We start from the raw sequence: 21,158 nt of genomic DNA on the forward strand, positions 1-21,158 counted from the left end.
TTATCATCCGGTGGCGCTGCGCTTACCGGGCTTAACGGGTGGTGCATGACCTGTAAGCCGGGTAAGCGCAGCGCCACCCGGCATTTTATTGAGCTGAAAACGTGAACACATTAGAACAAACAATTGGCAATACGCCTCTGGTGAAATTACAACGTCTGACGGCGGATAACGGCAGTGAAATTTGGGTCAAGCTGGAAGGCAATAATCCCGCAGGTTCGGTGAAAGACCGCGCGGCGTTGTCGATGATCGTTGAAGCGGAAAAGCGCGGGGAAATTCAGCCTGGCGACGTGCTGATTGAGGCCACCAGCGGTAATACGGGTATTGCGCTGGCGATGATTGCCGCGCTGAAAGGCTACCGCATGAAGCTCCTGATGCCAGACAACATGAGCCAGGAGCGACGTGCGGCGATGCGTGCTTACGGGGCTGAACTGGTTCTGGTGACCAAAGAGCAGGGGATGGAAGGGGCGCGTGATTTAGCCCTTGAGATGGCGCAGCGCGGAGAAGGTAAACTTCTCGATCAGTTTAATAATCCTGATAACCCGTATGCGCACTACACGACTACCGGACCCGAAATCTGGCAGCAGACGTCAGGCCGTATTACCCATTTCGTCTCCAGCATGGGGACGACAGGCACCATTACCGGCGTATCGCGTTTTCTGCGTGAACAGGACAAACCCGTCACCATCGTTGGCCTGCAGCCGGAAGAAGGCAGTAGTATTCCGGGCATTCGTCGCTGGCCTGCGGAATATATGCCGGGCATTTTCAACGCCTCGCTGGTGGATGAGGTGCTGGATATTCATCAGAACGATGCGGAAAACACCATGCGTGAACTGGCCGTTCGCGAAGGGATTTTTTGCGGAGTGAGTTCTGGCGGCGCGGTTGCGGGCGCGTTACGCGTGGCGCGCGCGACACCGGGGGCGGTGGTGGTGGCGATCATCTGCGATCGCGGCGATCGCTACCTTTCCACCGGGGTCTTTGGCGAAGAGCATTTCAGCCAGGGATTAGGTATTTAATTTGTCGGCCTGATAAGCGTAGCGCTAGCAGGCAACCGTACGGCAGGATCGCCGGATGACGACGCAAAGCGTCTTCTCCGGCCCGCACTGTTCAATCGTTACGTTTTTCTACCAACTTATCAAGGAATTGCCACAGCGTCTCATTCATCTGCTGGTAATCCCAGGTGCGCATCTCTTCAACAGCGCGAATAAAGCGTTTCCCTTTCGCTTCGGCCAGTTCTTGCGCAGAGTGCTGAATTAATCCTTCGACCGCTTCGGCGGTAAACTCCATATGGCACTGAAAACCATAGACGAAATTACCGTATTGTACGATTTGTCGCGGACATCCCTCGCTTGTGGCAAGAATTGTCGCCTGGTCGGTTAATCCCGGCATGTCATTGTGCCAGTGACCCACGTTGAGCGGTGAGCCGAAATGGCTGAACAACGGATGCTGTTGGCCTGCCTCGGTCAGGGCGATCGGATAGTGACCAATCTCTTTTTCCGGGCTTTGGCACACCTTCGCGCCCAGTGCTTCGCCGATTAACTGCGACCCCAAACAGATCCCCACCACGATTTTTCGTGCCGCAATCGCCTGGTTTATCAGATGTTGCTCTGCCTGAGAGTCAAAGTATGGGCACTCTGCGAGTGTGGTGCGGGGTGACTGCGGCCCACCAAATACCACCAGCATATCGAAGCCATCGGCATTAGCGGGAACAGTTTCTCCGGCGTAAACGCGCGACCAACTGATGGTATAGCCGCGTGATTCGGCCCACGGCAGGTACGCGCCAGCAGATTCGAAAGACTCATGAATAACAAAATGAACTCGCACTTTTTCTCTCCTGTTAGCGCTTTAGCGCCTGATGGATATCAGTCGCCAGCTTATCAATGTCGCTGTCTGCTAATGTTGACAGCGTAATGCGCAAGCCATGCGCAGGCGTATTGACGCCAAACACTTCGCCTTCACGTACCAGCCAGCCGGACTTTGCCAGCGCAAAAGCGATCGCCTGGCTGTTATCTTCTAGCGGCAGCCACAGATTAAGACCGTCGCTGTCGGGCAGCGTAATGCCATGAAGCCGCAGAGCCGCTGCCAGCTTTTGCTGCTGGGCGGCGTAAAACTGCTGAGTTTGCGCCAGCGTGTGTTGATAAGTCTCGTCACTCAGGCAGGCGCAGGCCAGATCCTGCAGCAGATGGCTGACCCACTGACTGCCGGCGTTGAGCCGTAAACGCAGTTTCGCGGAAGTGAGTGGATCGCTGGCAACGATGGCCAGGCGTAAATCCGGGCCTAAAGTTTTCGACATTGAGCGGACAATCGCCCAGTGCGTGGTTTCCTTCGCAATCACCGGATACCAACGGCATGCGGACAGCAGCGCAAAGTGGTCGTCGACGATCACCAGCGTCTGGGGATAGCGGGCCAGGATTTCCTGCAATTGCGCCGCGCGGGATGCGCTCAGACTGCATCCTGTCGGATTATGGGCGCGCGGCGTCAGAATCACCGCCCGCGCGCCTTTCTGTAGCGCGATTTCCAGCATGTCTGGCTGCATGCCTTCGCTGTCAACGTTGACCGGACTGGCGGAGAATCCGGCATAACGTAGCATGTTGATGCTGCTCAAAAAGCATGGATCTTCTACCACAACGCTGTCGCCAGGCAGTAAATGGGCGCACAGTAGGCGCTCAATGGCATCAATGGCGCCGCTGGTGATATCAATTTCTCCCGTGGCTGGCATCGCATCTTGCATCCATTGCGCGGCCCACGCCTTAAGGCCGGGTGATACAGCGGCATCACCGTACAAACGAGGATTCTTATTTATTTGCGCGAAATAACGGCTGAGGTCGGGAAGACGCGCGGGGGCTGGATTACCGCCGGAAAGATCGATAAGCGCGGTATCTGGATTGCCGCCTTCCAGCGCAACGGGGGCTGAAATCCCCTTGATTACCGTGCCGTTACGTCCCTGGCTTTGTGCCAGCCCGGAGGTGACCAGGCGTTTATAAGCCGCCGCGACAGTATTACGGTTAACGTTCAATGCTGTTGCCAGTTCACGCACCGGCGGCAACGTTTCTCCTGCTGCCAACGTGCCTGTAGCGACATGTTGACGAATACTGTCAAAAATTTCGTTAGCGGTTTTTCCGTCGATCATTATTGACCTATGACAAAATGAATTTTAGCATATGACGATAATAGTGAGGCGTAAGCCCGCTGTCCAGCGAGAGGAGAAATTTATGGAGCAGGGGAGTGATATTCAGTCAGTGCTCTTCGGCGACAAGCATCGGGCGTTACAGACCGATATCGTCGCCGTCCAGTCACAGGTGGTTTATGGCAGCGTAGGCAACAGCATCGCCGTTCCGGCCATTAAAGCGCAGGGATTACGCGTGACGGCAGTGCCAACGGTGCTGTTCAGTAATACCCCGCATTATGAAACATTTTACGGCGGCGTTATTCCGGCCGACTGGTTTAGCGGGTATCTCCGCGCCTTGAATGAGCGTGATGCTTTACGCGAGCTGAAGGCGGTGACGACAGGCTATATGGGCAGTGCAGAGCAAATCGCTCTGTTAGCACAGTGGCTGGAAACGGTGCGGGCTACGCATCCGACAGTGTGCATTTTGGTTGACCCGGTGATTGGCGATACGGACAGCGGTATGTATGTAAAAGCTGAAATTCCGCAGGCCTACCGTCAGCACCTGCTGCCGCTGGCTCAGGGACTGACGCCGAACGTGTTTGAACTGCAAATGCTGAGCGGAAAGCCGTGTCGTACGCTTGATGAAGCCATCACGGCGGCGCAATCGCTGCTTACCGAAACGCTGAAATGGGTGGTGATCACCAGCGCGCCGGGGGATAGCGAAGATATTATTAACGTGGCGGTAGTGACGGCTGAAACGGTTGAGGTGTTCGCTCATCCACGGGTTAAAACGGACCTGAAGGGAACTGGCGATCTGTTTTGTGCTGAGCTGGTGAGCGGTATTGTGCTGGGTAAAGCGCTGACAACCGCGACGCACGATGCAGCTCAGCGCGTACTGGAAGTGATGAAATGGACCAATCTGTGCGGTTGTGATGAGTTAATTCTGCCACCGGCAGGGGAGGCGCGATGAAGAGTTACCGGCTGGTGGTTCGCCAGAATGGGCGTATGGTTGGACATTTTGACACCAGCGGGGCAACGGCGCTGGAAGATATCTGTGTGGCGCGGGCCATGTTTGGCATCGCGGGTGGCTACAATTGTGAACTGTTAGTGGCGGATTCGGAGCGACGGATGCTGGAAAGCGGGCCGGAAGGGATGAAAATCCTGATGCGCGAGGCGTGTTACCGACCGGTCACCTCACAAATTTAGCGTTATCCGGCAGATTTTGAGGTCTGCCAGATAAAAAAATGGCGCCATCAGGCGCCATTCTTCTCTGCAGCAAGAATTACTTCTTGATGCGGATAACCGGAGTTTCACCCACTGTCACGCTACCGGACAGTTTGATCAGCTCTTTGATTTCGTCCATGTTGGAGATAACAACCGGAGTCAGGGTAGACTTGGCTTTTTCTTCCAGCAGCGGCAGATCGAATTCAATAACCGGGTCGCCCACTTTAACGCGCTGACCTTCTTCAGCGATGCGCTTAAAGCCTTCGCCTTTCAGTTCAACGGTATCAATACCGAAGTGAACAAACAGCTCAATGCCGCTGTCGGATTCGATAGAGAAAGCGTGGTTGGTTTCAAAGATTTTGCCGATGGTGCCATCAACAGGGGCGACCATTTTGTTACCGGTTGGTTTGATAGCGATGCCATCACCAACGATTTTTTCAGCAAAAACTACATCCGGCACGTCTTCGATGTTGACGATCTCGCCAGAGAGCGGAGCAACAATCTCAATAGTTCCGGTGTCTTTCTTATCATCAGAAACCAGAGATTTCAGTTTATCGAACAAACCCATGATCTTCTCCTAAGCAGTAAATTGGGCCGCATCTCGTGGATTAGCAGATTGTTTTTTCTTCAATGAACTTGTTAACCAGCGTCATTAACTCGTCCGTTGTCGGTTGAGCAAGAGCCTGCTCTGCTAACACCTTCGCATCTTCGAAGTTCGTGTTACGGATAATCTTCTTAATGCGCGGGATAGAAATGGCGCTCATAGAGAATTCGTCCAGACCCATCCCCAGCAACAGAAGTGTAGCACGTTCGTCGCCTGCAAGCTCACCACACATGCCAGTCCATTTGCCTTCCGCATGAGAAGCATCAATAACTTGCTTGATCAGCGTCAGCACAGATGGCGACATCGGTTGGTAAAGGTGTGAAATCATATCATTACCACGGTCAACTGCCAGGGTGTACTGCGTTAAATCATTGGTGCCGATACTAAAGAAATCAACTTCTTTGGCTAAATGACGCGCAATTGTTGCCGCTGCTGGTGTTTCCACCATCACGCCAATCTCAATGCTTTCGTCAAATGCTTTACCTTCGTCGCGCAGTTCCTGTTTGTAGATTTCGATCTCTTTGCGTAGTGCGCGCACTTCTTCAACAGAGATGATCATTGGGAACATGATGCGCAGTTTGCCGAAAGCAGAGGCGCGCAGGATTGCGCGAACCTGATCCCGCAGGATCTCTTTACGATCCATGGCGATACGTACGGCACGCCAGCCCAGGAACGGGTTCTCTTCTTTCGGGAAGTTCATGTACGGCAGCTCTTTATCGCCGCCGATGTCCATGGTACGGACGATGACCGCCTGAGAGCCACAGGCTTCAGCAACGGCTTTATACGCAGCAAACTGTTCTTCTTCAGTCGGCAGCGATTCACGGTCCATGAACAGGAATTCGGTGCGGTACAGACCAACACCTTCGGCGCCATTACGCTCAGCGCCTTCAACGTCACGAACGGTACCGATGTTGGCGCAAACTTCTACCTGATGTCCGTCCAGCGTGATAGCCGGGAGATCTTTCAGCTTAGCGAGTTCCGCTTTTTCGGTAGCAACCTGCTCCTGAACGGCGCGCAGTTGCTCAATAACTTCATTGGTCGGATTGACGTAAACCTGGTTGTTTACGGCATCCAGAATCAGATAGTCGTCGTTTTTAACCTGAGAGGTGACGCTACCCGTACCTACGATGGCAGGCAGTTCCAGAGAACGCGCCATGATAGAAGTATGGGAAGTCCGTCCGCCCGCGTCGGTGATGAAACCCAGCACCTTGTTCAGGTTCAGCTGTGCGGTTTCTGACGGGGTCAGGTCTGCGGCTACCAGGATAACTTCTTCCTGAATAGCGCTCAGGTCGATAATAGCCAGACCCAGGATGTTACGCAGCAGGCGTTTACCGATGTCACGTACGTCAGCCGCACGTTCTTTCAGGTATTCATCATCCAGCTCTTCAAGGGCTGTGGCCTGACCTTCGATAACTTCATGCGCAGCTGCATCAGCCGTCATGTGCTTATCTTTAATCAGGGCTATGATTTCCTGCTCCAGCTCCTCATCTTCGAGCAGCATGATATGCCCTTCAAAGATGGCTTCTTTTTCTTCACCGAACGTTTCACCAGCTTTGGTTTTGATCGCTTCCAGTTGCGCAGATGCCTTGGCACGACCGCTCAGAAAACGTTCAACTTCCTGATCAACCTTGTCGGCAGAAATTTTTTTCCGGTCAATGACGATCTCGTCTTCTTTCAGCAGCAATGCTTTACCGAAAGCGATACCCGGGGATGCTAAAATGCCTGAAATCATAACCCTACCTTACTTGTGACTGATATTTAAAAGAACTCGTTGAACTTACTCGAGTTCAGCCATCAGTTTAACCAGATGCTCAACTGCTTTCTGCTCGTCTTCACCTTCTGCGGACAGGGTGACAACGGTACCCTGAGTCAGGCCCAGAGTCTGCAGTTTAAACAGGCTTTTGGCGCTAGCGCTTTTGCCGTTGGAAGTCACAGTAATTTCAGAAGTAAAGCCTTTTGCTTCTTTAACAAACTGAGCAGCAGGGCGAGTATGCAGACCGTTCGGAGCGGTAATGGTAACTTCTTGCTGGAACATTATATTTCCCCAACTTATAGGTTTAGTGTTGTGGAACTAAAGTCTAGCCTGGCGGTTCAACTTTAGCCTGTATTGTTAGCATCGGCGTAAACTGGACGCGACACAAAAGGAGTTCGGTGCAATCCGTTGCTGGCAACTTCTTGCCGCTGACGTTTCGTTCGTCATTAAACATTATGCCGCGAAAGGAAGAGTTGAACCAAATCATAAAATCGATTCAGCTAGCGCTTTTCCTGTAACGATTAATTTCGCGCATCAAAATAATTAGTTTGGTTAAATACCAGTTCCGGCGGGTTGAATCAATGCCAGGAGAGTTGAAAATTTGAAGCAGGCCACAAAAAAGCACCCCAAAGGGTGCTTTTTTACGCGTTTTTAACATGCTGGCATTACTGTTGCAGTTCTTTCTCTGTGAAGAGATCGGCAAACAGTGCAGTGCTCAGATAACGCTCACCCGATGACGGTAGGATAACCACAATATTCTTATTGGTAAAGGATTCATCTTCCTGGAGCTTAAGCGCGGCAGCCACGGCTGCGCCAGAAGAGATCCCCGCCAGAATACCTTCTTCTTCCATCAGGCGGCGCGCGGTAGAAATAGCTTCATCATTGGTGATGGCAACGACTTTATCGATAAGCTTCAGATCAAGGTTGCCAGGAATGAAGCCCGCGCCAATACCCTGAATTTTATGCGGGCCAGGTTTGAGTTCTTCACCCGCCAATGCCTGGGCGATAACAGGGGAGTCAGTAGGTTCTACCGCGACGGTGATCAGGTCGGTTTTGCCTTTAGTGCCTTTAATGTAACGGGTCACGCCAGTTAGCGTACCGCCGGTGCCGACACCGGAAATAAAGACATCAACCTGGCCATCGGTATCTTCCCAGATTTCCGGGCCGGTGGTTTTTTCGTGAATTTCCGGGTTCGCCGGGTTGCTGAACTGCTGCAGCAGCAGGAATTTTTCCGGATCGCTGGCTACGATTTCTTCCGCTTTCTGAATTGCGCCCTTCATACCTTTTGCGCCTTCAGTCAGCACCAGGTTCGCGCCCAGCGCTTTTAAAAGCTTGCGGCGCTCAATGCTCATGGTTTCCGGCATGGTCAGAGTCAGTTTGTAACCACGGGCGGCGGCAACGTAGGCCAGCGCAATCCCCGTGTTGCCGCTGGTCGGTTCTACCAGCTCAACGCCCGGTTTCAGTACACCACGTTTTTCGGCATCCCAAATCATATTGGCACCGATACGGCATTTGACGCTAAAGCTTGGGTTGCGTGATTCCACCTTCGCCAGAATGCGTCCGTTACCGATACGGTTCAGTCGAACCAGCGGCGTATGACCGATAGTCAGCGAGTTATCTTCAAAAATCTTACTCATGGCCTGTCCTTAACTGTATGAAATTGGGATACCGCTTCAGCATACCTGTTGAGAAAGTATGGGGAAGTAAGGAATTCGCATATCTATATGCTGATGAGAAATAATGCGTAGCAGTATGGAATAAGAGCGGGTATAAGCCAGCCCGCTTTTACACATTTTTGCATTACTTCCATAACGCATGCTTAGCACGATAGCAGTCTACCCACATCGCCGTGGCACCACAAACCGCTACCGGCATGATGAACAGATTGAGCACCGGAATCATGGTGAACAGGCTGGTCAATGCGCCAAACTGCATATTGGTCACCTTGCGCGTGCGCAGCGCGACGCGCATCTCCTTAAAAGGGACCTTATGGTTATCAAAAGGATAATCGCAGTACTGAATAGCCAGCATCCACGCGCTGAACAGGAACCACAGGACCGGGGCGACGGTCTGCCCAATGCCAGGAATAAAATAGAGAATCAGCAACACGAAGGCGCGCGGGAGATACCACGCCAGCTTTTGCCATTCGCGTTTCATAATGCGCGGAACGTCTTTCATAATGCCGAGAATGCCGGTGTCGGGCGGTGTTGCGCCCGTTAAGCGCGCTTCCAGCTGTTCAGCCAGCAGACCGTTAAACGGTGCGGCGATCCAGTTGGCGATAGTGGAGAACAGGTAGCCGAACACCAACAGCACGGAAATGGTCACAATCGGCCACAATAAATAGCTGAGCCACTGAAGCCAGTCAGGGACGTGACTCATCAGCGCGGGAACCCAGTTACCGAGTTGTGTAAATAACCACCAGAATGCGCCGCCCATCAGCAGGATATTCACCAGCAAAGGCAGAATAACAAAACGACGAATGCCCGGTTGGGTGATGAGCTTCCATCCCTGAGAAAAGTAATAAAGGCCGCTGCGAGGTACAACTGCAGATGATGAAACCATGGTCAGGACGTACTCCTTGTTATATAAGCTCTGGTAAACTGTGCGTATCTTACCGGGTTGTTGAGCGTTAAGCTGTTCGGAAATGTTCGAAAAAACAGCAAAAAGCACAATTTTGTTCATCTTTATGCCGTGAAAGCCAAGAGTACACTTGCACTTGGCGTAATCGACAAATACTCTTAGTGAGTAAATGTTTGCCGTGGTGGCAAGGTGTTAGAACAACAGAGAATATAATGATGCAGGATTTGCGTCTGATATTAATCATTGTTGGCGCGATCGCCATAATCGCTTTACTGGTACATGGTTTTTGGACTAGCCGTAAAGAGCGGTCTTCTATATTCCGCGATCGCCCACTGAAACGCATGAAGTCTAAACGTGAAGACGAGGATTCGTTCGACGACAACGTCGAGGAAGACGAAGGCGTGGGTGAAGTTCGCGTTCATCGTGTGAATCATGCTCCCGGTAATGCACAGGAACATGGTGTTCCTCCTCAGTCGCCGCAACACCAGTACCAGCCGCCTTATGCGTCTGCTCAGCCGCGTCAGCCTGCGCAGCAGCCTGCACAAGCGCCGGTACCGCCGCCGCATGTTCAGCAGCAGCAGCCTGTACAACCGCAGCAGCCGGTGCAACATCAGCCTGTTCAGCAGCCACCTGTGCAGCAACCTGTTGCCCCGCAGGTTCAGCAACCTGCTCAGCAAGCACCGCAACCTGCGCCGCAGACCTTCCAGCCAGCAGAGCCTGTTGTTGAACATCAACCGCAGCCCGAGCCGGTAGTAGAAGAAGCGCCTGTTGCTGAAAAACCGCAGCGTAAAGAAGCGGTCATCATTATGAACGTTGCGGCTCATCATGGTAGCGAGCTCAACGGGGAAGTGCTGCTCAACAGCATTCAGCAGGCCGGTTTCAAATTTGGCGATATGAATATTTTCCATCGTCATTTGAGCCCGGATGGCAGCGGTCCGTCGCTGTTCAGCCTCGCTAATATGGTTAATCCGGGAACGTTTGACCCAGAAATGACGGGCGACTTCAGCACCCCTGGCGTGACTATTTTTATGCAGGTTCCGTCCTACGGGGACGAGCTGCAAAACTTTAAGCTGATGCTGCAGTCTGCACAGCACATTGCCGATGAAGTGGGTGGTGTGGTGCTCGACGATCAACGTCGCATGATGACGCCGCAGAAACTGCGCGAGTATCAGGACCGCATCCGCGAAGTTAAAGAATCTCGCGCCTGATTTTCCTCTGGCGTGACATTTCCTTTCTAAACCCCCGCCTGTCGGGGGTTTTTTATCATTGATGGTGCGATATGGAATCAATCGAACAACAACTGACAGAACTGCGAACCACGCTTCGCCATCATGAGTATCTCTACCATGTGATGGACGCGCCGGAAATTCCCGATGCGGAATACGATCGCCTGATGCGCGAACTGTGCGAGCTGGAAGCGCAGCATCCGGACCTTGTTACCCCCGACTCGCCAACCCAACGCGTTGGCGCCGCGCCGTTAACCGCGTTCAGCCAGATTCGCCATGAAGTGCCGATGCTGTCGCTGGATAACGTGTTTGATGAAGAGAGTTTTCTCGCTTTCAACAAGCGCGTGCAGGACAGACTAAAGAGTACCGATAAACTGACCTGGTGCTGTGAACTGAAACTGGACGGCCTGGCAGTCAGTATCCTGTATGAAAACGGTGTGCTGGTCAGCGCCGCAACGCGTGGTGATGGCACCACGGGTGAGGATATTACCTCTAACGTGCGCACCATTCGCGCAATCCCGTTAAAACTGCGTGGCGAAAACATCCCTTCACGTCTGGAAGTGCGCGGTGAAGTGTTCCTGCCGCAGGCCGGATTTGAAAAAATTAACGAAGAGGCCCGCCGCACTGGCAACAAAGTGTTTGCTAACCCGCGTAACGCGGCGGCCGGTTCATTGCGCCAGCTTGATCCGCGTATCACAGCGAAGCGACCGCTTACTTTCTTCTGCTATGGCGTTGGTGTGTTGGAAGGCGGCGTGCTGCCAGATACCCACCTGGGCCGCCTGCTGCAATTTAAAGAGTGGGGCCTGCCGGTAAGCGACAGAGTGGCGCTTTGCGACTCCCCGGAGGAAGTACTTGCTTACTATCACAAGGTTGAAGAAGACCGACCAACGCTGGGATTTGATATCGATGGCGTGGTGATCAAAGTCAACTCTATGGCGTTGCAGGAGCAACTGGGCTTTGTTGCCCGCGCGCCGCGCTGGGCTGTGGCCTTTAAGTTCCCGGCGCAGGAGCAGATGACTTTCGTACGCGATGTTGAGTTTCAGGTTGGACGTACCGGGGCGATTACCCCCGTCGCCCGCCTTGAGCCGGTCCAGGTTGCCGGGGTGCTGGTCAGTAACGCAACGCTGCATAACGCTGATGAAATCGAGCGTCTGGGGTTGCGTATTGGCGATAAAGTCGTCATTCGCCGTGCGGGCGATGTCATCCCGCAGGTGGTGAACGTCGTGCTTTCTGAACGCCCGGAAGATACCCGCGAAATTGTGTTTCCAGCGCATTGTCCGGTTTGTAACTCTGATGTTGAACGTGTGGAAGGCGAAGCGGTTACTCGTTGTACCGGCGGTTTAATCTGCGGGGCACAGCGGAAGGAATCGCTGAAACACTTTGTTTCCCGCCGCGCGCTCGACGTCGACGGCATGGGCGACAAAATTATCGATCAACTGGTCGAGAAAGAGTATGTCCATACGCCAGCGGATCTTTTCACCCTGACCGCCGGTAAACTGACGGGGCTTGATCGTATGGGGCCGAAGTCGGCGCAAAACGTGGTCAATGCGCTGGAAAAAGCGAAAGAAACCACGTTTGCCCGTTTCCTCTATGCGCTAGGTATTCGTGAAGTCGGCGAAGCCACGGCTGCAGGTCTGGCGGCGTATTTTGGCACGCTCGACGCGCTGGAAGCCGCTTCCATTGAAGAGCTGCAAAAAGTGCCGGATGTCGGCATCGTGGTGGCGACGCACGTGTTTAATTTCTTCGCCGAGGAGAGCAACCGCGAGGTGATTGTTCAACTGCTGGCGCAGGGGATCCACTGGCCAGCGCCGGTGGTCATTAACGCTGAAGAAATCGACAGCCCCTTCGCAGGTAAAACGGTGGTGCTGACCGGGAGCCTGAGCCTGATGTCGCGCGATGACGCCAAAGCGAGACTGACCGAGTTAGGTGCAAAAGTGGCCGGTAGCGTGTCGAAGAAAACCGATCTGGTGATTGCCGGTGAAGCGGCGGGTTCGAAACTGGCAAAAGCACAGGAACTGGGTATTGCCGTGATCGATGAAGCTGAAATGATCCGCTTACTGGGTGCCTGAGATGGAAAAAGAGCAGCTGGTTGACATCGCCAATACTGTGATGCCCTTTGGCAAATATAAAGGGCGTCGGTTGATTGATGTCCCGGAAGAGTATCTGCTGTGGTTTGCCCGTAAGGATGAATTCCCGCCGGGCAAGCTTGGCGAGCTGATGCAAATCACACTGCTGATTAAAACTGAGGGGCTGACGCAACTGGTGCAGCCCCTGAAACGTCCTCTTTAAGCCTTCGCGGCGCGGCTTTTCTGTTGCGCCTGCAATGCGTCCGTCTGTTGCTTGTAGCGACGCGCTAGCACGGCGCACACCATTAGCTGTATTTGATGGAAGATCATCAACGGCAGCACCATCATCCCAATCACCGAAGTTGGGAACAAAATATTTGCCATTGGGATCCCGTTCGCCAGGCTCTTTTTCGAACCGCAGAACACAATGGTGATTTCATCAGCTTTGTTAAAGCCGCATTTGCGCGCAACAAAGACATTTATGCCAATCACGATTGCCAGCAGTATGATGCTGACCACCACGATAAACAGCAGTGAACCCACCCCCACTTTGTGCCAGATCCCGTTAACGACGGCTTCACTGAAGGCGGAGTACACCACCAGCAAAATAGAGGATTGATCCGTTTTCGCGATCCATTTTTTATGTCGAGAAACCCAGTTTCCAATCCACGGACGTGAAAGGTGACCCAGCACGAACGGCAGCAGCAGCTGCAACATGATTTTTCCCACCTGCTCCAGGCTACCTTCTGCGCCGTGCATATTCATCACCAGCCCTACCAGCAGCGGCGAGAGAAAAATACCCAGCAGACTGGAGGCCGAAGCAGAACAAACGGCAGCGGCAACGTTACCGCCCGCCAGCGACGTAAAAGCGATGGCTGACTGCACAGTGGCAGGCAAAATACACAGGTACAGGAAACCGGTGTACAGCATCGGGTCAACGTTGACCGGCGCCCACCAGGCGAACAGAACGCCCAGAACCGGGAAGACAACAAACGTGCTGCACATCACCCACAGATGCAAACGCCAGTGGCTACCACCGGCAATAATGGCTTCACGCGAGAGTTTCGCTCCGTGCATAAAAAACAGCAGGGCAATGGCGGCGGTGGTTAAGCCTTCAAAGAAAGGCACAAAACTACCTTCGGCCGGGAAAAAGGACGCCAGCAAAACAACGGTAATCAGTGTTATCGTGAACGGATCAAGAATACGAAAAAGTTTCATAAAGACTCCTGAAATTCGGTAGTAACATTTTGCTTTTTTCCGTTTGAGAAATAAAATCGATTTATTGCATCCATATATGAATCGAATAGATGAATTACTCTCTGCGTCAGTTGCGTATCTTTGTCACCGTCGCTCAAGCCAAAAGCTTTAGCCGGGCGGGGGATATCATCGGCTTAAGCCAGTCGGCGGTCAGCCATAGTGTCAAAGAGCTGGAAGGGCAGACAGGTGTGCGGTTATTGGACAGAACGACGCGGGAAGTGGTGCTGACGGAGGCCGGACACCAGTTGGCGGCGCGGCTGGAACGTATTCTGGATGAATTGCACAGCACGCTGCGCGAAGCCGGACAGGTAGGAACGCAGTTAACCGGCACGGTGCGGGTTGCCGCCAGCCAGACGATCTCTGCTCATCTTATTCCGCAGTGTATTGCCCAGAGTAATCAGCTTTATCCGGCTATCGATTTTGTGCTGCACGACCGGCCACAGCAGTGGGTGCTGGAGAGTATTCGCCAGGGAGAAGTGGATTTTGGCATTGTGATTGATCCCGGCGCAGTCACCGATTTGCAGTGTGAAGCCGTGCTGTCCGAACCGTTCCTGCTGCTGTGTCGCCAGGATCATCCGTTAGCCCAACGAGAGTGGGTGAACTGGCAGGATTTGTATCACGAACGCCTGGTGCTACAGGATTATGCTTCCGGTAGTCGACCGCTGATCGACGCTGCGCTGGCCCATTTTTCCATTGATGCCAATATCGTTCAGGAGATTGGCCATCCCGCCACGCTGTTTCCGATGGTTGAGGCGGGGATTGGCATCAGCGTGCTGCCCGCGCTGGCGCTCCCCTTACCGCAGGGCAGTCACTTGCAGGTTAAGCGCCTGACGCCGGTTGTTGAACGGCAACTGATGCTGGCCCGACGTAAAAACCGCTCTTTATCAACCGCTGCTCAGGCGCTGTGGGATGTGGTGCGTATGCAGGCCAGTGAATTAACCGCAGCCCGCGCCCGCGATCCGTTGTATCAGTTATAACGCTCACGCTGATGGTTATCAGAGGGGAAATGGTTCTTCTCTGCATAGCAAAAAGGCGCCTTTAGGGCGCCTTTTTACATTGGTGGGTCGTGCAGGATTCGAACCTGCGACCAATTGATTAAAAGTCAACTGCTCTACCAACTGAGCTAACGACCCGAAGTGGTGGGTGATGACGGGATCGAACCGCCGACCCCCTCCTTGTAAGGGAGGTGCTCTCCCAGCTGAGCTAATCACCCACTTCGGTACTTCACATTTTAACAAGAAATTCAGCTGGCGAGAAAGTGGTGGGTGATGACGGGATCGAACCGCCGACCCCCTCCTTGTAAGGGAGGTGCTCTCCCAGCTGAGCTAATCACCCACTTCTCAATTTCTTGTTTTACACGGCGGAGACTACATAAAGTAGTTGGTGGGTGATGACGGGTTCGAACCGCCGACCCCCTCCTTGTAAGGGAGGTGCTCTCCCAGCTGAGCTAATCACCCCCGCTGTGTGGAGTCGCATTATAGGGAGAGTTGAAAATGAGTCAACGCATTTTCTAAAGAAATTGTTCGTTCGTCGTAAATTTAAACAAAACGATCGCAAAACAATCCGTGCGGCATGATTTGTATACGAAAATGGCAAAGCGTAATGTTCCAACCTGAACAACATTGAGGAATCAGACCACGGTGATAGAATACGAGCCTGATAATCTTCCCTGGATTTGCCGGTTGTCGGCATCTTTATAAACGTAAGGCCATTTCATGAAAATCAAAACTCGCTTCGCGCCAAGCCCGACAGGCTACCTGCACGTCGGCGGTGCGCGTACTGCTCTTTATTCCTGGCTTTTTGCACGCAACCATGGCGGTGAGTTTGTGCTGCGTATTGAAGACACCGATCTCGAACGCTCCACTCCGGAAGCTATTGAAGCCATTATGGATGGCATGAACTGGCTGAATCTGGAATGGGATGAAGGCCCGTACTTCCAGACCAAACGTTTTGATCGCTACAACGCGGTGATTGATGAAATGCTGGAAGCAGGCACTGCATATAAATGCTACTGCTCTAAAGAGCGTCTGGACGCGCTGCGCGAAGAGCAGATGGCGAACGGTGAGAAGCCGCGTTACGACGGCCGATGCCGCCACGGCCACGAGCATCATGCTGCTGATGAACCTTGCGTGGTACGTTTTGCCAACCCGCAGGACGGTTCCGTTATTTTTGACGACCAGATCCGTGGGCCGATCGAATTCAGCAACCAGGAGCTGGATGATTTGATCATTCGCCGTACCGACGGTTCCCCGACCTACAACTTCTGCGTTGTTGTCGACGACTGGGATATGGAAATCACCCACGTTATTCGTGGTGAAGACCATATCAACAACACTCCGCGTCAGATCAATATCCTGAAAGCGCTGAATGCGCCGGTGCCAGTTTACGCACACGTATCAATGATCAACGGTGACGATGGTAAAAAACTCTCCAAACGTCACGGTGCGGTCAGCGTTATGCAATACCGCGACGACGGTTACCTGCCGGAAGCGCTGCTGAACTATCTGGTGCGTCTGGGCTGGTCCAGTGGCGATCAGGAAATTTTCACCCGTGAAGAGATGATCAAACTGTTCTCCCTCGGTGCGGTGAGCAAGTCTGCGAGTGCGTTTAACACTGAAAAACTGCAGTGGCTGAACCATCACTATATTAATGCGCTGGCGCCGGAATATGTAGCAACCCATCTGCAGTGGCACATTGAGCAGGAAAATATCGATACTCGCGTAGGCCCGCAGCTGTCAGAGCTGGTTAAACTGCTCGGTGAGCGCTGCAAAACGCTGAAAGAGATGGCGCAGAGCTGCCGCTACTTCTACGAAGACTTTGCCGAGTTCGACGCTGATGCAGCGAAGAAACACCTGCGCCCGGTTGCACGTCAGCCGCTGGAAGTGGTTCGTGACAAGCTGGCTGCGATTAGCGAGTGGACGGCAGAAAACGTGCACCATGCGATTCAGGCAACGGCTGATGAGCTGGAAGTTGGTATGGGTAAAGTCGGAATGCCGCTGCGCGTAGCCGTTACCGGCGCGGGTCAGTCCCCGGCGTTAGACGTTACGGTGCATGCGATTGGTAAATCCCGCAGCATTGAGCGTATTAATAAAGCGCTGGCGTTTATTGCTGAGCGTGAAAGCCAGCAATAAGACTGATTGACCGATGAAATAACGGCAGGAGCGTATCCTGCCGTTTTTTTTGCCTGTTATTCAGACTCATCAATACCCAAACGAGTAAGAAAAGTGCGAATACCTTCGCGCGAAATATACATCGCCAGCTTTTCTTGTTCCGTTGGGGACATGTTGTCCAGTGCGCTAATTATCTGGCGACACGCGTGGCTGCGTACTACGTGGGTGTATTCTGCCAGCGGTTCTTCAGCCTGATAAACTTCAGGAACTTTGCGAAAAGCGGGAATATTGAGCAGAAACGCGCGGACGCTGGAGTCAATATGAATCAGTCTGGCACGACCACCTTTAACGCCGGGAAACTTTTCGGTAGTCCAGTTTTGTTCTCTGATCCAACGATTGACGGTTTGTTTGGCAACCCCGAGACATTCCGCCAGCTCTTCGGTCGTCATTTTGCTGCGTAATTTTTTCATATTATTTGTTTTCGCGGATCCCTAAACGCTGTAATAAACCCGTAATGCCTTCACGCAGGATCAGTGAGGTAAACATTTTCTGTTCTGTCGGCGTCATTTCTTTGGCGAGCCTAATCAGCAGCGCTTCAACAGAGGTATCGCCGGATAACGATAAGTTATCTGACAAACCTTCGGCTGAACGCTCAGCGCTGCGAATGTATTCACGAACTTGTTCGGTGACGTGAACCAACCGGGCTTTACCGCCCTGAACGCCTGGTTTTGGTGATGTCGCCCAACCTTCTTTGCGTACCCATTTATTGATGGTCTGTCGGCTGTATCCGGTCAGATTAGCAAGTTCTTCTGGCGTCATCCGTTCCTTGAACATAACGATTCCCTGAATAGTCGTGGGGTTAATTAGTGGTTCATTTTATAGCACCATTTTAGTAGAAACCGTGACGCGTTTAACTACTGAATGCGAGTTGTTACGCAATGTTCTTCATTTGACTGCTTTTTCAGCGATTGGATTCTATGAGTTAATTTTGCCGTTGACACACGCGAAGGGAATTCATATGATGCCGCCCGTCAACTCGACAAGCTTTACGTAATGGGGCTATAGCTCAGCTGGGAGAGCGCTTGCATGGCATGCAAGAGGTCAGCGGTTCGATCCCGCTTAGCTCCACCAAATTTAATCCCAATGAATTTGGTACGTACGTAAAAGCATCGTGGGGCTATAGCTCAGCTGGGAGAGCGCTTGCATGGCATGCAAGAGGTCAGCGGTTCGATCCCGCTTAGCTCCACCAAAATTTAAACCCTCGCTGAAAAGCGGGGGTTTTTTGTTTCTGCATCCTGCCAGTTCTTACTCTTTATCTCTTCGGTTTGCTGAATCGCAGGCATAAAAAAACCGGGGAGAATATGAATCTCCCCGGTCTTATTACTGCGACGTTGTCTTACGCTTACAGCACCAGTGCGGCGATAGATGCGGACAGTACGCTCACCAGCGTAGAGCCGTACACCAGCTTCAGACCAAAGCGAGAAACCACGTTACCTTGCTCTTCGTTCAGGCCTTTAATCGCACCAGCGATAATACCGATGGAAGAGAAGTTAGCGAAGGAAACCAGGAACACGGACAGGATGCCTTCTGCGCGCGGGGAGAGCGTAGCGGCGATTTTCTGCAGATCCATCATCGCAACGAATTCGTTGGAAACCAGTTTAGTCGCCATGATACTGCCCACCTGCAGCGCTTCGCTGGACGGCACACCCATTACCCATGCAACCGGGTAGAAGATGTAACCCAGGATGCCCTGGAAAGAGATGCTGTAGCCAAACCAACCGGTCACGGTGGCGAACAGGGCGTTCAGGGCAGCGATCAGTGCGATGAAACCAATCAGCATCGCCGCAACGATAATTGCCACTTTGAAACCAGCCAGAATGTATTCACCCAGCATTTCGAAGAAACTCTGGCCTTCGTGCAGGTTAGACATCTGGATATTTTCTTCGCTGGCATCAACGCGGTAAGGGTTGATCAGCGACAGCACGATAAAGGTGCTGAACATGTTCAGAACCAGCGCCGCAACCACGTACTTCGGTTCCAGCATGGTCATGTACGCGCCGACGATAGACATGGAAACGGTCGACATCGCCGTTGCTGCCATGGTGTACATACGGTTGCGAGACATTTTGCCGAGAATATCTTTATAGGCGATAAAGTTCTCAGACTGACCCAGGATCAGAGAGCTGACGGCGTTGAAGGATTCCAGTTTGCCCATACCGTTTACTTTGGATAACAGGAAACCAATCGCGCGGATGATTACCGGCAGTACGCGGATATGTTGCAAAATACCGATCAGGGCGGAGATGAAGACGATCGGGCAAAGCACTTTCAGGAAGAAGAATGCCAGGCCTTTATCGTTCATGCTACCGAAGACAAAGTTAGTCCCTTCATTAGCAAACCCGAGCAGTTTCTCAAACATCTCGGAGAAGCCTCTCACGAAGCCCAGACCGACATCAGAGTTCAGGAAGAACCATGCCAGTAACACTTCGATAACAAGCAATTGAATAACATAACGAATGCGGATTTTTTTACGGTCACTGCTTACCAGCAGTGCGAGTACCGCAACCACGGCAAGGGCCAGGACAAAATGAAGAACGCGGTCCATATTTGCTCCAAATATGAGGCAGGTTTAGTTTTCGTGCACATTCTATGTAACAACCATAAAGAAAACGAGATCAAACACACACTATAATAAGGACCTGTGACGAGATTCAAAATTAGTGATCGGTGATACACTTCCGTTATGTTTAGTATGGAAGTGAAAAGTTATGTCATTGTGCTATTCTCATAACAATAATTAAACATCTCGCCAGTATTTCCAGAATCCTTATCGATCCATAGACAAACGCTATCAGAGAAATCAACGTCACCCATTAAAATGAATTTGATAATCATTCTCAGTAGGCGTAGCTTGAAACATAGCAAAGGCTATGTTTCTGAGGCACTAAAATGACTAACGATCGCGTTGAGAGTAGCAGTGGGCGGGCAGCGCGCAAGTTGAAGCTCGCATTAATGGGACCTGCGTTCATTGCGGCGATCGGCTATATCGATCCGGGTAACTTCGCCACCAATATCCAGGCAGGGGCCAGCTTTGGTTATCAATTGCTGTGGGTGGTGGTCTGGGCAAACCTGATGGCGATGCTGATTCAGGTGCTGTCGGCAAAACTCGGCATTGCTACGGGGAAAAACCTGGCGGAGCAAATTCGCGATCATTATCCTCGCCCGGTGGTGTGGTTCTACTGGGTGCAGGCAGAAATTATCGCTATGGCAACAGACCTTGCTGAATTTATTGGCGCTGCGATTGGCTTCAAACTGATCCTCGGCGTTTCCTTATTGCAAGGGGCCGTACTCACCGGTATCGCGACGTTCTTAATTCTGATGCTGCAGCGTCGCGGTCAAAAACCGCTGGAAAAGGTGATTGGCGGCCTGCTGCTGTTTGTGGCCGCGGCTTACATTGTGGAGCTGGTTTTTTCCCAACCGAACTTCGCGCAGCTTAGTAAGGGAATGGTGATCCCAAGCCTGCCTAATTCCGAAGCGGTGTTCCTGGCCGCTGGGGTGCTCGGTGCGACTATCATGCCGCACGTCATTTATCTGCACTCTTCCTTAACTCAGCATTTGCACGGCGGAACACGCCAACAGCGCTATGCGGCCACTAAATGGGATGTGGCTATCGCCATGACGATTGCCGGATTTGTCAATCTGGCGATGATGGCGACGGCTGCCGCTGCATTTCATTTTAGCGGGCATACCGGTATTGCCGATCTCGATCAGGCGTATCTGACCCTTGAACCGTTGTTGAGTCACGCTGCAGCGACGGTGTTTGGTTTAAGCCTGGTGGCTGCGGGACTCTCTTCTACCGTGGTCGGTACGCTGGCGGGGCAGGTGGTGATGCAAGGGTTTATCCGTTTTCACATTCCGCTATGGGTACGCCGTACCGTCACCATGATGCCATCATTTATTGTGATTCTGATGGGATTGGATCCGACCCGTATTCTGGTGATGAGTCAGGTGTTGCTCAGTTTTGGTATCGCGCTGGCGCTGGTGCCGCTGCTGATCTTCACCAGCGACAGTCAGCTGATGGGGGATCTGGTCAATCGTCGTTGCGTTAAACAGATTGGCTGGGTCATTGTGATACTGGTCGTGGCGCTCAATCTCTGGCTACTGGCAGGCACGGCGATGGGGCTATAATCAACCGTGACTCGCGACGGGTCACGGTTTTATTTGAGCTTTTC

General features: G+C 52.5%; 20 protein-coding genes and 6 tRNA genes. 11 read left to right on the plus strand and 15 right to left on the minus strand.

The features are described from left to right. Window positions 1-101 precede the first annotated feature (101 nt). Window positions 102-1,013, plus strand: a complete 912-nt coding sequence (gene cysM / locus HV237_RS07350; RefSeq protein WP_016153930.1) for a cysteine synthase CysM — start codon at window positions 102-104, stop codon at window positions 1,011-1,013. A gap of 91 nt (window positions 1,014-1,104) precedes the next feature. Here cysM and HV237_RS07355 read toward each other — a convergent pair whose 3' ends face one another. Together HV237_RS07355 and ptsJ are read right to left on the minus strand one after the other, a co-directional pair. Continuing rightward, window positions 1,105-1,821 carry a type 1 glutamine amidotransferase gene (locus tag HV237_RS07355; protein ID WP_047358216.1) on the minus strand — a complete coding sequence of 239 codons (717 nt, stop codon included), beginning with the start codon at window positions 1,819-1,821 and terminating at the stop codon, window positions 1,105-1,107. 13 nt (window positions 1,822-1,834) lie between these two features. After that, window positions 1,835-3,127, minus strand: a complete 1,293-nt coding sequence (gene ptsJ / locus HV237_RS07360) for a transcriptional regulator PtsJ (protein ID WP_016153928.1) — start codon at window positions 3,125-3,127, stop codon at window positions 1,835-1,837. Window positions 3,128-3,209: 82 nt separating this feature from the next. On the opposite strand from ptsJ, the gene pdxK reads away from it, so the two are divergent. Then, window positions 3,210-4,076 carry a pyridoxine/pyridoxal/pyridoxamine kinase gene (gene pdxK, locus HV237_RS07365; protein WP_016153927.1) on the plus strand — a complete coding sequence of 289 codons (867 nt, stop codon included), beginning with the start codon at window positions 3,210-3,212 and terminating at the stop codon, window positions 4,074-4,076. Next, the gene (locus HV237_RS07370) at window positions 4,073-4,312 is read left to right on the plus strand and encodes a hypothetical protein (protein WP_016153926.1); all 240 of its coding nucleotides are present in this window, start codon (window positions 4,073-4,075) and stop codon (window positions 4,310-4,312) included. The genes pdxK and HV237_RS07370 overlap by 4 nt, the downstream gene beginning before the upstream one ends. Before the next feature lie 76 nt (window positions 4,313-4,388). Here HV237_RS07370 and crr read toward each other — a convergent pair whose 3' ends face one another. The 5 genes from crr to cysZ form a co-directional block, all read right to left on the minus strand. Beyond that, complete coding sequence (gene crr, locus HV237_RS07375) at window positions 4,389-4,898, minus strand: PTS glucose transporter subunit IIA (RefSeq protein ID WP_000522253.1); 510 nt, start codon at window positions 4,896-4,898, stop codon at window positions 4,389-4,391. Window positions 4,899-4,938: 40 nt separating this feature from the next. Further along, entirely contained in the window at window positions 4,939-6,666 is a 1,728-nt protein-coding gene (gene ptsI, locus HV237_RS07380) for a phosphoenolpyruvate-protein phosphotransferase PtsI (RefSeq protein WP_016153925.1), read from the minus strand. Between the two features lie 45 nt (window positions 6,667-6,711). Beyond that, a complete protein-coding gene (ptsH, locus tag HV237_RS07385; RefSeq protein WP_002913505.1) occupies window positions 6,712-6,969 on the minus strand; it encodes a phosphocarrier protein Hpr in 258 nt (85 codons plus the stop codon). Window positions 6,970-7,352: 383 nt separating this feature from the next. Next, window positions 7,353-8,324, minus strand: a complete 972-nt coding sequence (cysK, locus tag HV237_RS07390; RefSeq protein ID WP_005121957.1) for a cysteine synthase A — start codon at window positions 8,322-8,324, stop codon at window positions 7,353-7,355. Window positions 8,325-8,487: 163 nt separating this feature from the next. Further along, complete coding sequence (gene cysZ, locus HV237_RS07395) at window positions 8,488-9,249, minus strand: sulfate transporter CysZ (protein WP_016153924.1); 762 nt, start codon at window positions 9,247-9,249, stop codon at window positions 8,488-8,490. A 230-nt stretch (window positions 9,250-9,479) separates the two neighbouring features. Between cysZ and zipA the strand changes: the two genes are divergently transcribed. The 3 genes from zipA (at window position 9,480) to HV237_RS07410 (ending at window position 12,782) form a co-directional block, all read left to right on the plus strand. Then, a complete protein-coding gene (gene zipA, locus HV237_RS07400) occupies window positions 9,480-10,475 on the plus strand; it encodes a cell division protein ZipA (protein WP_047358215.1) in 996 nt (331 codons plus the stop codon). Window positions 10,476-10,546: 71 nt separating this feature from the next. Then, complete coding sequence (ligA, locus tag HV237_RS07405; protein WP_047358214.1) at window positions 10,547-12,562, plus strand: NAD-dependent DNA ligase LigA; 2,016 nt, start codon at window positions 10,547-10,549, stop codon at window positions 12,560-12,562. A gap of 1 nt (window position 12,563) precedes the next feature. After that, window positions 12,564-12,782, plus strand: coding sequence for a DUF3820 family protein (locus HV237_RS07410; RefSeq protein ID WP_016153921.1), 219 nt, complete (start codon window positions 12,564-12,566; stop codon window positions 12,780-12,782). Here the strand turns inward: HV237_RS07410 and HV237_RS07415 are convergent. Then, on the minus strand, window positions 12,779-13,777 hold the full coding sequence (locus tag HV237_RS07415; RefSeq protein ID WP_016157086.1) for a bile acid:sodium symporter family protein: 999 nt from the start codon (window positions 13,775-13,777) through the stop codon (window positions 12,779-12,781). The genes HV237_RS07410 and HV237_RS07415 overlap by 4 nt on opposite strands. A gap of 89 nt (window positions 13,778-13,866) precedes the next feature. On the opposite strand from HV237_RS07415, the gene HV237_RS07420 reads away from it, so the two are divergent. Beyond that, window positions 13,867-14,793, plus strand: coding sequence for a LysR family transcriptional regulator (locus tag HV237_RS07420; protein WP_016153919.1), 927 nt, complete (start codon window positions 13,867-13,869; stop codon window positions 14,791-14,793). An 80-nt stretch (window positions 14,794-14,873) separates the two neighbouring features. Here HV237_RS07420 and HV237_RS07425 read toward each other — a convergent pair. From HV237_RS07425 to HV237_RS07440, 4 genes are all read right to left on the minus strand, one after another. Then, window positions 14,874-14,949 (minus strand) — tRNA-Lys (locus HV237_RS07425). Window positions 14,950-14,953: 4 nt separating this feature from the next. Then, window positions 14,954-15,029, minus strand: a tRNA-Val gene (locus tag HV237_RS07430). A 46-nt stretch (window positions 15,030-15,075) separates the two neighbouring features. Further along, window positions 15,076-15,151, minus strand: a tRNA-Val gene (locus HV237_RS07435). A gap of 46 nt (window positions 15,152-15,197) precedes the next feature. Then, window positions 15,198-15,273 (minus strand) — tRNA-Val (locus tag HV237_RS07440). 258 nt (window positions 15,274-15,531) lie between these two features. On the opposite strand from HV237_RS07440, the gene gltX reads away from it, so the two are divergent. Then, entirely contained in the window at window positions 15,532-16,947 is a 1,416-nt protein-coding gene (gene gltX / locus HV237_RS07445) for a glutamate--tRNA ligase (RefSeq protein ID WP_005130009.1), read from the plus strand. Between the two features lie 56 nt (window positions 16,948-17,003). On the opposite strand, the gene HV237_RS07450 is transcribed toward gltX, so the two are convergent. Beyond that, window positions 17,004-17,396, minus strand: coding sequence for a YfeC-like transcriptional regulator (locus HV237_RS07450; protein WP_016153914.1), 393 nt, complete (start codon window positions 17,394-17,396; stop codon window positions 17,004-17,006). Window position 17,397: 1 nt separating this feature from the next. Beyond that, the gene (locus HV237_RS07455) at window positions 17,398-17,760 is read right to left on the minus strand and encodes a YfeC-like transcriptional regulator (RefSeq protein WP_016153913.1); all 363 of its coding nucleotides are present in this window, start codon (window positions 17,758-17,760) and stop codon (window positions 17,398-17,400) included. 221 nt (window positions 17,761-17,981) lie between these two features. Between HV237_RS07455 and HV237_RS07460 the strand changes: the two genes are divergently transcribed. After that, window positions 17,982-18,057 (plus strand) — tRNA-Ala (locus HV237_RS07460). A gap of 42 nt (window positions 18,058-18,099) precedes the next feature. Then, window positions 18,100-18,175: transfer RNA gene (locus HV237_RS07465), tRNA-Ala, on the plus strand. Window positions 18,176-18,328: 153 nt separating this feature from the next. Here HV237_RS07465 and nupC read toward each other — a convergent pair. Beyond that, complete coding sequence (gene nupC, locus HV237_RS07470) at window positions 18,329-19,531, minus strand: nucleoside permease NupC (RefSeq protein ID WP_016153912.1); 1,203 nt, start codon at window positions 19,529-19,531, stop codon at window positions 18,329-18,331. 344 nt (window positions 19,532-19,875) lie between these two features. Between nupC and HV237_RS07475 the strand changes: the two genes are divergently transcribed. Next, on the plus strand, window positions 19,876-21,114 hold the full coding sequence (locus HV237_RS07475; RefSeq protein WP_047358788.1) for an Nramp family divalent metal transporter: 1,239 nt from the start codon (window positions 19,876-19,878) through the stop codon (window positions 21,112-21,114). Window positions 21,115-21,158 lie beyond the last annotated feature (44 nt).

This window comes from Citrobacter sp. RHBSTW-00570 (assembly GCF_013739755.1).
Classification (GTDB): domain Bacteria; phylum Pseudomonadota; class Gammaproteobacteria; order Enterobacterales; family Enterobacteriaceae; genus Citrobacter; species Citrobacter braakii.

Bases quoted from the DNA above. Each gene is read 5' to 3' on its own strand.
- zipA (WP_047358215.1), top strand. From the start codon at position 9,480: ATGATGCAGGATTTGCGTCTGATATTAATCATTGTTGGCGCGATCGCC.
- HV237_RS07455 (WP_016153913.1), bottom strand. From the start codon at position 17,760: ATGTTCAAGGAACGGATGACGCCAGAAGAACTTGCTAATCTGACCGGA.
- HV237_RS07420 (WP_016153919.1), top strand. From the start codon at position 13,867: ATGAATTACTCTCTGCGTCAGTTGCGTATCTTTGTCACCGTCGCTCAA.
- ligA (WP_047358214.1), top strand. From the start codon at position 10,547: ATGGAATCAATCGAACAACAACTGACAGAACTGCGAACCACGCTTCGC.
- ptsJ (WP_016153928.1), bottom strand. From the start codon at position 3,127: ATGATCGACGGAAAAACCGCTAACGAAATTTTTGACAGTATTCGTCAA.
- HV237_RS07370 (WP_016153926.1), top strand. From the start codon at position 4,073: ATGAAGAGTTACCGGCTGGTGGTTCGCCAGAATGGGCGTATGGTTGGA.
- gltX (WP_005130009.1), top strand. From the start codon at position 15,532: ATGAAAATCAAAACTCGCTTCGCGCCAAGCCCGACAGGCTACCTGCAC.
- crr (WP_000522253.1), bottom strand. From the start codon at position 4,898: ATGGGTTTGTTCGATAAACTGAAATCTCTGGTTTCTGATGATAAGAAA.
- HV237_RS07450 (WP_016153914.1), bottom strand. From the start codon at position 17,396: ATGAAAAAATTACGCAGCAAAATGACGACCGAAGAGCTGGCGGAATGT.
- nupC (WP_016153912.1), bottom strand. From the start codon at position 19,531: ATGGACCGCGTTCTTCATTTTGTCCTGGCCCTTGCCGTGGTTGCGGTA.
- pdxK (WP_016153927.1), top strand. From the start codon at position 3,210: ATGGAGCAGGGGAGTGATATTCAGTCAGTGCTCTTCGGCGACAAGCAT.
- cysK (WP_005121957.1), bottom strand. From the start codon at position 8,324: ATGAGTAAGATTTTTGAAGATAACTCGCTGACTATCGGTCATACGCCG.
- HV237_RS07415 (WP_016157086.1), bottom strand. From the start codon at position 13,777: ATGAAACTTTTTCGTATTCTTGATCCGTTCACGATAACACTGATTACC.
- ptsH (WP_002913505.1), bottom strand. From the start codon at position 6,969: ATGTTCCAGCAAGAAGTTACCATTACCGCTCCGAACGGTCTGCATACT.
- HV237_RS07475 (WP_047358788.1), top strand. From the start codon at position 19,876: ATGACTAACGATCGCGTTGAGAGTAGCAGTGGGCGGGCAGCGCGCAAG.
- cysZ (WP_016153924.1), bottom strand. From the start codon at position 9,249: ATGGTTTCATCATCTGCAGTTGTACCTCGCAGCGGCCTTTATTACTTT.
- HV237_RS07410 (WP_016153921.1), top strand. From the start codon at position 12,564: ATGGAAAAAGAGCAGCTGGTTGACATCGCCAATACTGTGATGCCCTTT.
- ptsI (WP_016153925.1), bottom strand. From the start codon at position 6,666: ATGATTTCAGGCATTTTAGCATCCCCGGGTATCGCTTTCGGTAAAGCA.